Source organism: Xanthomonas sp. LMC-A-07 (assembly GCF_030208825.1).
GTDB classification, from domain to species: domain Bacteria; phylum Pseudomonadota; class Gammaproteobacteria; order Xanthomonadales; family Xanthomonadaceae; genus Xanthomonas; species Xanthomonas campestris.
This window is the reverse complement of the sequence record NZ_JARVTF010000012.1, coordinates 87481-102969: the sequence shown is the minus strand read 5'-3', so window position 1 is coordinate 102969 and position 15489 is coordinate 87481. Positions and strand designations below refer to the sequence as shown.

The following is a 15489-nucleotide window of genomic DNA, read 5'->3' as shown; positions in this document are numbered from 1 at the left end:
GGAATGCGAGGGGGGAGTTTACGCAGTGGGGTCGGGAATCGGGAATCGCCGTTGGGGAATCGGGAATCGGGAATCGGGAATCGCAAGAGCGGTTGGCTGGGGCGCGGTGGAGGGTGTTGGCTATGGCGGTGGATGCCGGTTATCCGCGCAGGGCACTGGCCGGCGTCCGCCAGCTCTCGTAGGAGCGCGCTTGCGCGCGATGAGCTTTACCGGGACGCCCATCGTGCTCCTAGCGCCCACGCTGCGCCGTTACCGGTGCAATTAGCGCGGGCAAGCGTATCTGCCGCTAGGCCGTAGCTACAGCTGCTTAGGTAAGACGTGCGCGCCCTGGGGAACTAAACAGCCGCGGTGAGACAGCGCTATGCGTTCGGCGTATCGGGACGGCTTCATCGCGCGCAAGCGCGCTCCTACCAGAGCGTTGTGTTCGTGGCGACTGGCTGGTGGCGGCCTGCGGGGGGCATCGAGAACCGCATGTGCTGTCGTATCGAAACCCGCGTGGCCTATCCGTTGGCGTTTAACGGGACGGCGCGGCCGATGGCGCCCATCCGCATAGGAACGATCTGGCCAACGTCCGCTGGCCCGCTCCCGTAGGAGCGCGCTCGCGCGCGATGGGCTCTGCCAGAGATGGGCGTCACCAGGAACCCCATCGCACACCTCACCCAACGCTCCACCGTCACCTGACGCCTAGCCCGGCAGCCGTACCTGTAGCTGGTAGGTGCGTCCGGCGACGATGCCGTGCACGCGCTGGTCCGGGCTGACCACGCCATCCACCTGCACTTCCAGCTGGGTGCGGCCCGGCTCGCGGGTTAGGTCCACCTCGAACTGCGCGCCGCGGAACTGCCGGGTCACCTGCGCCTGCGGCCAGTGCGAGGGCAGCTGCGGGCGCACCGCCAGTGCATCGCCGTCACCCACCAGCCCGAACAGGCCCTCGAGCACGCAGCGGTACACCCAGGCCACCGTGCCGGTGTTGAACAGCTGGCTGGAACGCCCGGCGGTGCGCGGATACTGATGCCAGGCACCGCGGTAGTAATTGGGCAGCGACACCGGCAGATGGCCGCGTTGCAGCGCATCGGCCATGTCCGGGCCCGGCAGCATGGCGCGCAGGATCTCCCAGGCACGATCGGCGTCGCCAATCTGGTACAGGCTGTAGAGATAGAACGCCACCGCGTGGTTGTAGACCGCACCGTTCTCCGCGGCGCCCGGCCATTTCTGGGTCAGGCGGCCCACGTCATCACGCATGTGCGTATACGCCGGCGCCAGCATCACCGGCCCGTACGGGGTGTGCAGTTGCTCGCGCACCGCGGCCAGCAGCGCCGCGCGTTGCTCGGCATCGGCGGTCCCGGCCAGCAGCGCCCAGCTCTGTGGATTGAGATAGATGCGGCCTTCTTCATCGTCGGCGATGCCGAAGCGCACGCCATCATCGGTGATGCCGCGCGCATACCAGTGGCCGTCCCACAGCTCGCGGTTGGCGGCAGCGTTGACCTCCTCCACCGCCTGGCCGAACTGCGTTGCCTGCGCGCTGCGCCCGTGAGCGGCGCAGATCCCGGACCACAGCCGCAGCGCATAGGCCGTGGCCACGGTCAGCCAGCCGGACACACCCACGCCGCGCCAGCCCACCATGTTCATCGGGTCGTTCCAGTCGCCTTGCGCGATGAAGCTCAGCCCGCGTGCGTCGCGCGCATCCAGTAGCCATTGCATCGCTGCGTCCAGCCGCTCGGCCACGCTGAGCGCCTGTCCGTCGTGCGTGCGCACCACCGCATCCAACACTGCTACGTCACCGGTTTCGGCCAGATACGCGTCCAGGAAGATCGGCAGCCACACGCAGTGGTCGGTATGCGGCACCTGGTTGATGTATTTGAGCTCGGCGCCTTCCACCAGCAGGATGCCGTCGGGCATCGCACCGCTGGGCTCCTGTTGCGACAACGCATGCAGCAACGCCGCGCGCGCGGTGGCCGGCTGCAGGTAGGCCATGCCCATGTGGTCCTGCAGATAGTTGCGCGTCTGCGGATCGGTGGTCAGGCGATTGACGTCGCCGTGATAGAACACCTGGCGCGGCAGCCAGTGATTGACCAGGTTGTCCAGCGCCGCATCGGGCGTGGCGATCTGCACGCAGCCGCGCCCGGCCTGCAGATACTGCGCGTAGTCCTGTGCGGCAGCGGCGAAGCCTTCGGCCGACAGGTACCGCGCACGCAGGGCCGCAATCTCCGCATCGTCCTTGGCCGGGCCGAACGCAAAGCGATACACCGTTGCCGCATCCGGCTCCAGGCTGAGCCGGTACTGCAGCGCGGCGGCGGGATTTTCGTAATGCGCGTCGTGGTTGCCTAGTTGCTCGGCCTGCACCGCCGACGGTGCATGCAACCCGCCCTCGCCTTCGAACGCCATCTGCTGCGCGTCCCAGGCCACTGGCGGCTGCTCATGCAGCAAGAAGGTGCAGTCCTTGAAATCGCGCTGGCGGAAGTAGTCATCCACCTTTTGATACGGCGTCACGCTGCGGCAGACGATGCCACCGAGCTCCGGCGAGTAGCCGCCGCTCTGGTGCATCCAGGACATGTAGCCGATCGGGAAATACGGATACAGGCTGAGCCGCCGCGCGCGTCCGGACTGGTTGTGCACGCGGCATTCCCACAACTCCACCGCATCGTCGGTGGGCAGCGACACGCACAGCTCCACCACGATGCCGTCGTGGCGCACCCGCCAGCGCACATCGTGCTTGCCGGCGGAAAACTCGAACGCTTCCGCCGGCGCACGCACCGGCTCATGCGGCACCGAATACAGCGCGCCGGTGTCTTCGTCCTTGAGGTAGAAGAAGCGCCCGGGGTGATGCGCGTAGTACGGCTGCTCCGGCATCATGAAATTGCGCGCTTCCAGCAGCGGCGCATGCGCGTACTTGGCCGGCTCCGGCTGCATGAATTGCGCGGTGGCGTAACCGCGGCAGGTCAGCTGCACCATCATGCGGCGGTTCCACAGGAAGCCGCCGGCCGTGGGCATGGCGGTGGGGCTGTAGAGCGCATAGCGCATGCCGTCGGCGCTGGGCGCCATCAACGTGGCGAGATCGTCGGGTGCGGGGGAGGCTGCAGACACTGTCAGGAGTGCTCCGGTTCGTCGCGCTTGCGCGCGGCCAGTTCAAGCTGGATGCGGCGTAGCAGGCCGTCGTCCAGCGGGTAAAAACGCATGGTCCAGGCGGCCAGCAAGGCCACCACGCCGGGGATCACCGTCAACAGCAGCACGATGCCGGTCAACGACGCTTGCGACTGCGCGCTGTTGGCGACATAGCCCATGCCGGCCAGCACCCAGGCGATGCCGGCCGAGGCCAGCGCGCCGCCAAGCTTTTGCGAGAACGTGGCCGCGGCAAAGGTCATCGCGGTGGCACGCCGCCCGGTGCTCCATTCGGTGTAGTCGGCGCTGTCGGCATACATCGAAAACGCCAATGGCGATTTCGGCCCCAGCGCCACGCCGATCAGCATGTTCAAGGCGAAGATCGCCCACACCATATCGGCGGGGATGAAGAACATCAGGCAGCTGAGCAGGCCCACGCTGGCCATGAGCGCAGTCATCAGCGTGCGCTTGTCCCAGTGACGCGTCAGCAGCGGCGTGATTGCCGCACCCACCGCCAGCGACACCGAATAGCCACCCAGAAACAACCCGGTGAGCTCCGGGCGCTGCACGTAATACTTGAGGTAGTACACGCCGGCGCCGCCGCGCATCACGATGGTGATCATGATGATCAACGACAGCACGAACAGCACGCACCACGGGCGGTTGTGCAGCAGGTCGGCGATGTCCTGGCGGATCGGCGAACGCTGCTGTGGGGGTGGCTGCACACGTTCGCGCGTGGTCAGCGCCACGGTGACGAACAACGCCACCGCCACCGCGCCGTACAGCATCATCGTGCGTTGCCAGCCCAGCGCATCGTTGCCGCCGCCGAACCACTTCACCAGATCCATCGTGCAGTAATTGACCAGCGTGGTGCCGGCAAAGGCGGCGATGAAGCGCAGGCTGATCAGACTGGTGCGCTGGTTGCTGTCGGCGGTGATCACGCCCGACAACGCCGAGTACGGAATGCTCACCACCGTGTAGGCCAGCATCATCACCAGGAAGCTGATCGTGGCCCACCACATGCGCCCGTTCTGATCCAGCGCCGGCGTGGTGTAGGCGAGCACGCCGGTCACCGCCATCGGGACGGCGCCCCACAACAGATACGGGCGGAACTTGCCCCAGCGGCTGCGCGTGCGGTCGGCCAGCGCGCCCATCGCCGGGTCGGCGATCGCATCGGCGATCTTGGTGAGCAGGATCATCGTGCCCACGGCCGCGGCCGGTAGGTGCATGGTGTCGGTGTAGAAGATCAGCAGGAACGCGGAAATGTTGGCCCAGTACAGATTCAGGCCCAGATCGCCGGCACCGTAACCGAGTTTTTCGCGCAGGCGCAGTGGCGCCAACGGCGGAGGCGTTGCAGGCGATGACGTCATCGACAGACCTTCGGATGCGTTGAACCCGGCGGAGCGCACCGTTACGCTGCTGGACCGCTCACCTGGCAAGGAGCGCCGACGCTACACCACGCATCGGCCTGCCGCCAACGTGAAATCCGGCAACATGCCGAATCGATCCGGAGATATAACCTGACGTGATGGAGACTGCAGCAGCTGCCACGCCCGCGTCCGCTTCGCCCCTGGCCATCGTGGTGATGGGCGTTTCGGGCAGCGGCAAGACCACCATTGCGCAGGCCCTGGCCACGCACTACGGCTTCCGTTTTCTCGATGCCGACGACTATCACAGCGTGGCCGCGCGCGCGCAGATGGCATCCGGGCAACCGCTTACCGATGCGATGCGGCTGCCCTGGGTGGAGCTGCTGTCGGCGACCTTGCGCGACTGCGTGCAGGGCGGTGAATCAGTGGTGCTGGCGTTCTCCGGATTGCGCGGCACGCACCGCCAATTGCTGCGCCGCAGCGGGGTTCCGATGCGCTTTGTGTTCCTGCATGCCGCGCCGCACGTGATCGCCGCACGCCTGAGCGCGCGCGCGGGCCATTTCATGCCGCCGAGCCTACTCGACAGCCAGCTGCAGACGCTGGAACTGCCGCTGGACGAAGCCGACGTGGTGTCGGTGGACGTGGATGCCACCGTGCCGGAGGTGGTGCAGGACGCGATCGCGCAGCTGGCATTGGCGTAACGCAAACGCGTTGCAGTGGTAGTGGGATCGATGGGTCGCATGCGTGCGTGGCGGCGTGCGATAGCGCCGCTGCAGCGCCGCCCGATTGCGGTGACTACGTGATACGTGGCAGCGCGTGGGCCAGCTGCAGATCACGCAGCTTCAGCTTACGGATGCGATAGACATTGCTGTCAGAGAACGTGCTGCTGACGCTGCGGCGCACGGCACGTTGCAGCAAACGGCACCATCGCGTTCGCATTCGGCGACGATGCGCAGCTGGCTGCTTCCGCGACATCCAACTCACGCGGCCTCGCATACCCGCGGGCATGCGCCAATACGTAATCGGTGCATGCACCGAACCCTCACCGCGACCCGCGCGGGCGTGCACACGCAGCGTACTGCACCGCTACAAGATCGAACGCATCGAACGCATCGAACGCTTGAAGCGCTATGTGTTGGTGGTCTGCAGATGCCGCGATGCAGGGCAGCTCACGCGTGTGCCGGGCGTCACACAGGATGCGCAACGTGGCCAGGTTACTTTCAGTAGACCGCTGTTTTACAGGGGTTTGCGTGATCATCCGATTGAATCATTTTGTCTATCGCAGCCCGCGCAGATCGTGATGCATCATCACTATTTGTGCGAATAACGAACGCGCTGAACAAAATTTTTCCAAGCTGGTACTACCAGATACAACCAGACCCGACCGTGACATGAACACGGCGCCGCCGACGGGTTGCACGGTCATCGCAATCGGCGATCTTCACCACGCAGATCCGGGGGGATTCAGCGCTTTCCTTCACCAATGGACACGCCGTGATGACCAATTCTCTTCGCCGCTTGCGGTTTCGCAGTTTGACGCTCATCCCCTGCCTGCTCGCCAGCGCAGTGGCTTTCGCCCAGTCCGGCACAACCGCCCCACCGTCGGTGTCCTCCCTGGATACCCGCGCCTTTGCAGCGTCCGGCCAGGTCTGGCGTTCCTTTGGCAGCAATCTTCCGTTTGCCAGCCCAAATAATTGGCCTACCGCCGGTGGCGGTTATTTCAACAGCCGCTTCGCGCCTGGCGAATGGAAGATCAATCGCACCACCGCCCCGACCCTCAAGCCGGCGTGGACCTTGACCACCACTGGCGATATCTCGGCGACGCCGAGCGTAGAAGGCGGCACGCTGTACGTGCCCGACTGGGGCGGCACGCTGTATAGCGTGGACACGCAGAGCGGCAAGCCGAACTGGCAGGCCAAGCTGTCCGACTACACCGGCAACGCCAACTCGGTGACCCGCAATACCCCAGCCATCAGCGGCAAGAGCATCATCGTTGGCGACCAGGCCTCCGGTACGGTGATGGCAATCGACAAGAAGACCGGCAAGCTGTTGTGGAGCAGCCTGGCCGAATCCAACCCGCAGGCACGCATCACTTCTTCGCCGGTGATCTACGGCAACCGTATCTACGTAGGTATTTCCTCGGGTGACTGGGGCAACCTGGCCGCCAACCACACCTTCAGCTTCCGCGGCAGCGTAGTGGCACTGGATCTGAACACCGGCAAGAAGGTGTGGCAGTTCTACAACGTGCCCGAGGGCTATACCGGCGCATCGGTGTGGGGCCAGGTGGCAATCGATCCGATCAGCCGCCGCCTGTATTTTGGCACCGGCAACAACTACAACATCCCCGCTGGCGTGGGCAATTGCGTCTCCAATGCGCGCTCCTACCGCGGCAGCGAACTCACCGTGCAGGATGAGTTGAACTGCATGGCGCCGGACAACTACGTCGACTCGGTGGTCGCCTTGAACCTGGACACCGGCAAGCTGGCCTGGGCCGACCGCGCGCAGGGCTACGACGCCTGGAACCTGTCCTGCATCGTGGCGCCCACCAATGGGCTGTGCCCGAACACGCAGGCCACCAACCTGACCGGGCCTGACTACGACTTCGGCGGCGCCGGCGTACAGCTGTTCACCGTCTGGCGCGACGGCAAGCCGCAGCAGCTGGTCGGCGCCGGCCAGAAGAGCGGCATTTACTGGGCCTTCGACGCCAGGACTGGCGCCAAGGTGTGGTCCACGCAGGTGGGCCCGGGCGGCACCACCGGCGGCGTCGAGTGGGGCACCGCGTTCGACCCGTACAAGTCGCAGGTCTATGTGGCCATCAATAACAGCTCCAACGCTACCTACACCCTGGGGCCGGACAACACCGTCAGCCACAACGGCGGCTCGTGGGCAGCGCTGGATGCGGCCACCGGCAAGATCAAGTGGCAGGTCAAGGTGCCCGGCGTAAACAGCGTCAATCCGAACGTGCCGGCCGGTGGTCAGGGCTCGCTGACCGTGTCGCCGAACCTGCTGTATGCCGGTTCGATGGCCGGCAACATGGTCGCCCTGGATACCGACACCGGCGCCACATTGTGGAACTACAACGCCACCGGTTCGGTGATCAGCTCGCCGGCAGTGGTCGACGGCGCGCTGTATTGGGGCGCGGGCTATGGCCGCTTCAACTTCGGCACCGCCGCCACCAGCAACCAGCTGATCAAGTTCGTGCCGGATAGCGGCGCGGCCAAGTAATCGTTGTTGAGCGCGTCGTCTGCAGTCGACGACGCGTTATTTGAGCACTACAACGTCGCCGCCTTCGGGCGGCGTCGTTGCTTCTGTAAATCGGATTGCAGGCGTGGTGCGTCCCGCCTGCGCTTCGTGTTGGGGATGCTTGAAGGCCGCGGGATGTTTTCCCAGCTCTAGCGACATTGCTCAGCGCAGATGCGTTCTGCCGTGCAACTCTCGCGCTACGCAACGCTACAGGCGCGTGACCTGACACAACCGGATCTGCCCCGCTTCCAGCCCATGCGCCTCGGCCGCACGGCGGCGCAAGGCACACACCAGCCCGGCGGCATCCAGCACGCCATCGGCCGGTACGTCCACGCTATGGGCAAGCTGCCCCCACAGCACAGGCCGACCATCGCAATAGCCTTCATAGTCGGCGAAATAATGCAGCTGGCGCCGCTCAGGTACCGACGTGGACATCGCCCTGGATCTCCGTGCAGCCCAGATGTTCAAGCGCAATTTCCAACCCCAGCAGATAACTTTGCGCGCAGTAGCCCCGCACCGTGGCGATACGTTGCCCGAAGCCTTCCGGCAGGCAACGCTCCGGCCGATCCACGCTGTCGTCGTGAGCCTCCACGAACGGATACGGCAATGCGCTGAGCACACGATGCAAGCGCACGCTGTCCACGCAACTGCCCGGATCGATCAGCGCGATTTCCATCCGCGCCTGACCAGCCACACGCAGCGCATCCAGCAACTCCTGTTCCGACCCGCAGGCACGCAAGGCTACCGTCTTACCCGCGTCCCCGGCGCACGCCACCAGTTGCCGGATAACGGCACGCGGCAACGGCTGCGGACCACGCACCAACGGCATCGCCGCTTCCGGCCCACGCACGATCATGATCGACATGTCAGCCTCCTCAGGCAGCAACGCGCAACGGCGCGCACAAGGACGGCAGACAACGCGCCGCAATCCCCAATGACATCGCATAGGCGCGTGATGCATCGTGCGGCGTAATCACCACCGCCAGCGGCGCATGATGCGGATGCAGCCATGGCTCCAGTTCCTGCGCCGCATCAGCATGCAGCTCGATGTACGGCGTGGGTAGCGCATCCAATGCTGCGCGCAAGGCTTTCGCATGCGCATGCGCGGACGGCGAAAGATCGCCTGAGTCCAACAACACCAGCTCCACCTCGGCATCGCCACCAGCCGCCTGCAACCCGGCGATCAAACTATCGACATCCGCACACACCAGCGTGCGCAACGCACGGCCAGCACACTCGGGCAACTGCATCGGCAACAACTGCGCCGGATCGGCCTGAGGACCTCGCAAAATCAGGATACACATCGTGTTTGGCTCAACGCACCACAGTGCGGGAGTGCCAAGGTAGGTCTGCACGGCGTAAAGAGGCTATGCCCGCTACACTTCGCGGGCATAAAGAGTACGTAACGGCTTGCCGTCATCAGTCGAAACGGCGCGACATGCAAGTGATGACAATGCTCAACGCACAGGGCTGAAACGCGTTTATGCCCTGGGAACACTGTCCCGCAGGGCGTTCAATTACCGCCTAAGCATTTTTTTGTAGTCGATTGCCAGCGCTACCATTAGCAACAATTCCGAGAAGAAAAACATCTTCACGGTTTTGGCCAATGCCAAATCGACTCCAGACCACTGGAGTATCAGAAAGAACACGGAAAACAAAATGATGTAACCGACCTGATAAGCGACAACCGTCCGAAGCCATCTTCTTCTCGCACCCCTCATGCTGTGCTCGCTTGCCTGAATTACCTGGAAATCATTGTGCAACACCACTTCCGGGTCAATCGTAGATCAGTCCGACTGGAGTCATTTCTCACCACCACTCGGAAGCTACATGCCGACGCAACTGATATAACCTTCTATCAACGCAACAAAGATCTGCAAGCCACCGGCGGCAGACTTCGCAGATGGACCAGCAGTTTCCGCCAGCGAGCTGTTGACCCCTACTTCTCCCGCCGCCAATTGATCGAGCCTTTGGTCTCCACCGTGCTCGATTCGGCTTCCACATCGAAGCCGCGGCTGAGCAGGTATTTGAGCGTCAATACCGAGCCGCTGCCGACCATCGAGACGCCGTAGCCGACGTAGAGTTTGGGCGAAAGATATTTGCCGAAGCCCACGACCGAGCCGACGGTGCTGGATTCGCTCACCCCGGCTTCGTCGAGGCCGAGCTTGGCGCCGATCTGCGAGGCGATCAGGCTGCTGCCGGCCGAGAGCGCGGCTGAGGCGGCGCTGACCTGCTGAGTTTCGTCGCTGCTGGCGGTGGACAGGCCGCGGCCGAGCACCAGGTACGACAGCGCTTCGGATTGCGACATCGCCGGCTCCGACCACACATCCGCACGCGGCGATTCGGCGCGTCCGCTGACGTCGATACCGGCGGTGACGTCGCCGATCTTGCGTTCGGCGCGCAGGCTCACGCGCGGGTCGGAAACGATGTTGTTGTTCCAGGTCAGCTGGCCGCGGCTGATGGTCAGATCCTGGCCATAAGCCTTGTAGCGGCCACGCACGTCCAGCCCGCCATTGGCGGTCATTTCGCGGCCCGGGCGGGCGCGGATCTGCATCTGGCCGCTCAGCCCGCCTTTCAGGCCGAAACCGCTCATGTTGACCTTGTCGCCGAGCACGATGGCCAGGTCCATATCCAACGGCGAAGCGGGTGCGGCTTCCGGGTCCACCGGGTCCAGCACCACCACGTCTTCGGACACCGAGGTGCCGCGGTCGAGCCGTTCCAGATCGATGTCGGCCTCGGGCACGGTGACCTTGCCGCGCAGCTGCATGGTGGTGTCGACGATGCCGAACTGCATGTCCGGGTTGGCGACGATGCGCAACTCGCTGGTGTTATAGGCCAGCACGTTTTCACCGCGGATATTAAGCAGCAGCGGCGTGCTGGTGCCGAACCACGACAGCCCGCCATCGATGTTGAGCGTGCCGTCGCCGGACTTGGCCGACGCAGTGATCTTGGCCGAGCCATCCGGCAGCGCGTCGAAGCGGCCCTTGCCCTCGCTCAGGGTCAGGCCCATCGACGGGTATTCAGCGGTGAAATCGCTCAAGGTCGCATCGCCGCCGAGCAGCGGTTTGTCGCGCGTGCCGCGCAGGCTCACGTGGCCTTCGACCAGCCCCTTGGGGCGCACCACATCGGCCACCACCAGCTCCAGCCAATACAGCCGCGACATGTTGAGATACAGCTCGCCGTTGAGCGGCGCGTACGCATCCCAACCGGTGTTGAACTTGGCGTCCACAAAGCCATTGCCCTGGAAGCCCACGCCGAGCTTGCCCTGGATCTGTTGCGGGGTGAAATCGGCCTGCACGCTGAACTGGTCGTAGCGCAGCAACTCGCCACGATTGGGATTGCCGGCCACCGCCGCGTAGCGGTTCTCGCCCAGGCGCACGCCGCCTTCTGGCGAAGCGATGCGGAACGAGCCTTCCCAGGCATTGCCGCGTGGCTTGAAGCTGCCGTCCAGGGTGAGGTCACCGCGCAGATAGATCTGCCGGCCTTCCTGCTTGGGCAGCCACGGCTGCACCAGCGACAATGGCAACGCATCGCCATGCACCACCATGCCCTCACGCGGCCAGTTGGCGCTGGCGCACAGCGCACCGCCGGTGGCTGCGCCGAGGCAGGTGTCCGACAGGGTGAATGCGGCACCTTCGGTGCTGAACTGCGCCGGCTGGCGCAGCGCCCAGGCATCGCCCTTGGCCGGCACGATGCGCAGCGTGCTCACCTGCCCCTGCCAGCGCGCGCCGTTGCGGCGCACATCGCCCTGCAGCGCGACGCTGGCCATGCTGTTGGCGATGTCCGCATCCAGCCGCAGCGCTTCCACCGCACCGCGTGCCTGCACGCGCACGCTATCCAGCACCACGCCCGCTTCGATGGCAGTGCCCTGCAAGGCCAACTGCCCGTCGCTGCCGCTCCATGGCAGGCGCCCGCGCAGGCTCACGCTCTGCGCGCTGTAGTCGTTCCAGCGCAGGCCAGTGCCGGCCAGGTCGGCGGTGATGGTCGGCGCATCGCGGCGGCCGTTGACCTGCAGCTGCCCACGCACGGTGCCGGTGGCGCCAGGCAACAGGTCGTCCAGCTGCAGCGGCTGCAATTGCGCCGCGATGTCGAGCTGGTCGCCCACCGTGCCCTTGGCGTCGATGCGGCTGCTGCCCAGTGCCAGCTGCAGCTGGCCTTCGCCCTGCGTGCCGCGCAAGGCGAACTTGCCATTGGCCGACAGCGCCCGTTGGCGCAACTGCCCGGTCAGGGTCGGGATGTCGGCGGTGGCCTCGTAGCCGGGCGAGACGCCCCCGGCCGGTGCCGGCAACTGGCGGCCCTTGGAGGCGACCTGGCCGGAAAGATTGCCGTTCCAGCCCGGCACGAAATAGCCCGGGTCGAACTTGGCCAGCTGCGCGGTGAGGTCCCACTGCAGTGCGGGTGCCCAGGCCACCTTGCCGGTGAGATCCAGCGAGCCGCCCGGGGTCTTGGCCTGCACCTGCCTGAGCTGGGCACGCTGGTCGTTGCCGCGGCTGTCGAACACCAGTTCGGCCTGCTGGCCATCGCGCTGCACGGTGGCCCGCCCGATGGCGGCCCAGGCCTTGAGCGTCCCGGCCAGGCCCAGGCGTGCGTCGGTGAGTTCCACCGGCACCGCCGGCGCGTCCGGGGTGGCGGGGTCTGCTGCAGGCGTGAAGCGCAGGCCGCTGGCATTGACCGAAAACCGGAAGCTCGCGTTGTCGGGGTCGCGGAAGTCGGCGCTGCCGCGTAGCTGGGTGCGGCCTTCGAACGCATCGATGATCAGCGGCTCCACCGTGAGCACCTGGTCTTGCAGGCTCACGTACGAGGGCTGCAAGGTGGCGCTTAACTCGCCTTGTTTGACGCTGCCACGCAGGTCGGCCTTGCCGCCCTTGCCCGAGGCCTGCAGGTCCAGCGCGATCGGCGTGGCCGGCGGGGTCTCCTGCCCGGCGGGCGCCGGTATAAGCAGCGAGGTATCCAGAGCCTCGGTCACCGCCTTGAAGGCCCAGGTCGGGTCGTCGCGGCCGGTGAACACCAGGCTGGCACGCAGCGGCGCCGGCGCACGCCCGGCGATCGCCACTTCCATCTTGTCCAGGTCACCGCGTGCCACCAGCCCCAGGCTGGCCGGCGTGCGCCCACGTGCGGCCGGCAACACCGCGGTGGCGGTGAGGTCGGCGCGGTAATCGTCACTGGGCACGTAATCACCGTTGAGGCGGAAGTCGCCCATGTCGGTATCGACCACCAGATTGCGCGTGCGCAATTCGCCGGTGGCCACTTCCAGGCCGCCCTGCACGCGGTGCAGGGTGATCATTGGCTGTTGCAGCTGGGTGATACGCAGGTTGTCCACGCCAATGTGGTCGGCCTGGATCGCCAGCGGCACATTGATCTGCGGCAGCGACTCCGGCCAGCTCGGCAGGGTGAAGGGCTCGTCGCTCTTGCCCAGGTTCAACGTGGCATTGCTGACCTGCACCGCATCCAGTTGCAGCTTGCGGCCCAGCAGCGGGCGCAGGTCGGGTTCCAGGTACACGCGCTCGGCGGTGAAGTGGATGTCCTGATACCTGAAGTCGACATTGCGCAGGGTCAGCGGGCCGGCCACCGGGCCTTCGACGCTGCCATAGGTGAAGCTGGCACCCACCGGCAGGCGCGCGGTGACCTGGGCCAGCAACACATCGCGCCCGGCCACGGTCTGCAGCAACCAGTACAACGCAATCAATGCCAGCAGGCCCAGGCCGAGCACGGTCAGGCCGGAGCCCACCCAGAACCGGCGCCGCCGGTAGAAGCGCGGGCGCGGCACGGGGCTGGTGGGGGGCGTTGGTGTACTCACAGGTTCGCCCCGATGTCGATGTAGAGCTGGAACTGCGAATCGGGATCGTTCAAGCCGTGCGCAATATCCACCCGCACCGGCCCCACCGGCGAGCGCCAACGCAGGCCGAAGCCAATGCCGGTGCGCCAGTCCGGGGTGTCATCGAAGGCACTGCCGCTATCGACGAACACCGCTCCGCCCCACGGCCCGCCCTTGAGGTAATGCTCGTATTCGGCGCTGGCGGTGACCACGTTCTTGGCACCCAGCGCGAATTCGTCCGGCTTGGGCGTGCGCGGGCCCACTTCGCGGAATGCATAGCCGCGGATGCTGTTGGGGCCACCGGCAAAGAACCGCAGGCTCGGCGGCATCGCCACCAGATCGCTGGTCCAGGTGGTGCCACCTTCGCCACGCAGGATCACCCGCCCATTCTCGCCGGCGCCCAGGAACCACCGTAGCTGGCCATAGAGCTGACCGAAATTGGTGTCCGACCCGGCGCCCTCGGCGCCGCCGCGGATGAACATCTGCCCGGACACGCCACTACGTGGAAACAGCCGGTCATCGACATTGACGTAGTTGGCCTGCAGCTGCGGATAGATCAGCGTGGAGGTCTCGTACACGGCATCGGTGAAATCGCTGCCACTGCTGAAACGCCAACGCTCGCGCAAGGCGTTGATCGAGGCGATCGCACTCCAGCGCTCGTTGATCTGGCCACTGCGGCTGCCGGTGAGTTTGACGTTGCGCAGGTCGATGTATTCGGTCTGCTCGTCGTACAGGCGCGCCGAGGCGGTGTACCAACCATCCAGCCAGCGGAACGCCGGCACCCGGTAGCTGGTGGTCAGGCTCTTGCGGTTCTGCGCGTAGTCCAGCTGCGTGTCCATCTTGTGGCCGCGCGAATTCACATAGCGCCGCTCCACGCCCCCGCGCACACCGGCGCCGCTCTCGCTGCCATAGCTCAGACCGGATGTATACACGGTGCGCTTGGCGCGGGTGAGTTTGACGTCCACCGGCACCCGGCCCTGGTCATCGGCTTCCTCCGGCTTGGGCTGGATGTCGATGGTGCTGAAGTAATCGAGCTTGGTCAGCGACTCGCGCAGCCGATCCAGCTTGCCTTCGTGGTAGTAGCTGCCCTCGTCCCAGTACACCAGCGGCTCGAACAGCCCCGGGCGGAAATAATCGTAGTCAAAGCGCACGGTGCCCATGTCGTAGCGGCGGCCGCTGTCCCAGTTCAGATCGATGTCGGCGGCATGCTCGGCACGCGTCACCGCCACCCGGCGCTGGGTGAAGTCGGCATCGAAGTAGCCGCGCTCGGCCAGGCGGCGGGTGATGCGCACCTTGCTGGCTTCGTACTGCGGATGGCTGAAGACCTGCCCTTCGCGCGGCTCGAACTGCTTGAGGTCCTGGCCCAGGTAGCGGTCTTGCTCGGCCCAGCCGGTGATCGAAATATGCGACTGGCGCACCCGCACCGGCTCGCCACGGTTCACCGTGATCACCACGGTCAGGCGCTCGCCATCGCGCGGCGCGGCGATGTCGATGGTGGGCGAGTAATAACCAAACGGCTCCAACGCCTCGCGCGTCTGCCGCTCCGCCTGCGCCAGCAGGTACTCCAGCCGCGACTCACCCTGCTCCTTGCCGACAGCCTCATACAGCGACAAGGACACCTCGATGTTCTCGATCATCTCGGCGTCGTCGTCGCCGTCCAACCCCTTGATCTCGATCTTGTCGATGGTTCCGCGGGCAGCCGCTTGCAGCGGAATCAGCAGAGTGCACAGCAGGGAAAGAGCAAACGCGACTTTAAGCATCGGCAAAGGATACCCAGCCTATGCGTGAAGGGACAAAAAATCTGAAGAAACATGCCTATACGGTACCGGACTGAACTGGGTACAGTCGGTACGCGTTAACGTTTTGTTGACACCCATTGCGTGTGGCCTCCCGATTGCCGCACGCCCGTTAGACCTTTGGAGAGAGAGGTTCGTTACATGAAGCGTCATTTGCTGGTTACCGCCGTGT

At 65.3% G+C, this 15489-nt stretch carries 9 protein-coding genes; 2 read left to right on the top strand and 7 right to left on the bottom strand.

Going from position 1 to position 15489, the window contains the following annotated elements:
- Positions 1-684 precede the first annotated feature (684 nt).
- Both QRM89_RS13750 and QRM89_RS13745 read right to left on the bottom strand, forming a co-directional pair.
- Positions 685-3039, bottom strand: coding sequence for an NdvB protein (locus tag QRM89_RS13750; protein ID WP_285448283.1), 2355 nt, complete (start codon positions 3037-3039; stop codon positions 685-687).
- Positions 3040-3083: 44 nt separating this feature from the next.
- Positions 3084-4466 (bottom strand): MFS transporter, encoded by a 1383-nt coding sequence (locus QRM89_RS13745; protein ID WP_076040948.1) that lies wholly within the window; start codon positions 4464-4466, stop codon positions 3084-3086.
- A gap of 158 nt (positions 4467-4624) precedes the next feature.
- Between QRM89_RS13745 and QRM89_RS13740 the strand changes: the two genes are divergently transcribed.
- Together QRM89_RS13740 and QRM89_RS13735 are read left to right on the top strand one after the other, a co-directional pair.
- Positions 4625-5164 (top strand): gluconokinase, encoded by a 540-nt coding sequence (locus QRM89_RS13740; RefSeq protein WP_285448260.1) that lies wholly within the window; start codon positions 4625-4627, stop codon positions 5162-5164.
- A 796-nt stretch (positions 5165-5960) separates the two neighbouring features.
- Entirely contained in the window at positions 5961-7688 is a 1728-nt protein-coding gene (locus QRM89_RS13735) for a PQQ-binding-like beta-propeller repeat protein (protein WP_285448259.1), read from the top strand.
- Positions 7689-7913: 225 nt separating this feature from the next.
- On the opposite strand, the gene QRM89_RS13730 is transcribed toward QRM89_RS13735, so the two are convergent.
- From QRM89_RS13730 to QRM89_RS13710, 5 genes are all read right to left on the bottom strand, one after another.
- Complete coding sequence (locus QRM89_RS13730; RefSeq protein ID WP_075286351.1) at positions 7914-8141, bottom strand: hypothetical protein; 228 nt, start codon at positions 8139-8141, stop codon at positions 7914-7916.
- A complete protein-coding gene (locus QRM89_RS13725; RefSeq protein ID WP_161962901.1) occupies positions 8122-8571 on the bottom strand; it encodes a 3-dehydroquinate dehydratase in 450 nt (149 codons plus the stop codon). Before QRM89_RS13725 ends, QRM89_RS13730 begins: the two co-directional genes overlap by 20 nt.
- Before the next feature lie 10 nt (positions 8572-8581).
- Complete coding sequence (locus QRM89_RS13720) at positions 8582-9010, bottom strand: hypothetical protein (RefSeq protein WP_228424401.1); 429 nt, start codon at positions 9008-9010, stop codon at positions 8582-8584.
- A gap of 635 nt (positions 9011-9645) precedes the next feature.
- Positions 9646-13503 carry a translocation/assembly module TamB domain-containing protein gene (locus QRM89_RS13715; protein WP_285448258.1) on the bottom strand — a complete coding sequence of 1286 codons (3858 nt, stop codon included), beginning with the start codon at positions 13501-13503 and terminating at the stop codon, positions 9646-9648.
- Positions 13500-15281 carry an autotransporter assembly complex family protein gene (locus QRM89_RS13710; RefSeq protein ID WP_285446673.1) on the bottom strand — a complete coding sequence of 594 codons (1782 nt, stop codon included), beginning with the start codon at positions 15279-15281 and terminating at the stop codon, positions 13500-13502. The genes QRM89_RS13715 and QRM89_RS13710 overlap by 4 nt, the downstream gene beginning before the upstream one ends.
- Positions 15282-15489 lie beyond the last annotated feature (208 nt).

What these genes read in the sequence shown, in the direction of transcription:
- QRM89_RS13710 (WP_285446673.1), bottom strand. Translation starts at nt 15,281, where the DNA reads ATGCTTAAAGTCGCGTTTGCTCTTTCCCTGCTGTGCACTCTGCTGATT.
- QRM89_RS13745 (WP_076040948.1), bottom strand. Translation starts at nt 4,466, where the DNA reads ATGACGTCATCGCCTGCAACGCCTCCGCCGTTGGCGCCACTGCGCCTG.
- QRM89_RS13735 (WP_285448259.1), top strand. Translation starts at nt 5,961, where the DNA reads ATGACCAATTCTCTTCGCCGCTTGCGGTTTCGCAGTTTGACGCTCATC.
- QRM89_RS13720 (WP_228424401.1), bottom strand. Translation starts at nt 9,010, where the DNA reads ATGTGTATCCTGATTTTGCGAGGTCCTCAGGCCGATCCGGCGCAGTTG.
- QRM89_RS13730 (WP_075286351.1), bottom strand. Translation starts at nt 8,141, where the DNA reads ATGTCCACGTCGGTACCTGAGCGGCGCCAGCTGCATTATTTCGCCGAC.
- QRM89_RS13750 (WP_285448283.1), bottom strand. Translation starts at nt 3,039, where the DNA reads ATGGCGCCCAGCGCCGACGGCATGCGCTATGCGCTCTACAGCCCCACC.
- QRM89_RS13725 (WP_161962901.1), bottom strand. Translation starts at nt 8,571, where the DNA reads ATGTCGATCATGATCGTGCGTGGGCCGGAAGCGGCGATGCCGTTGGTG.
- QRM89_RS13740 (WP_285448260.1), top strand. Translation starts at nt 4,625, where the DNA reads ATGGAGACTGCAGCAGCTGCCACGCCCGCGTCCGCTTCGCCCCTGGCC.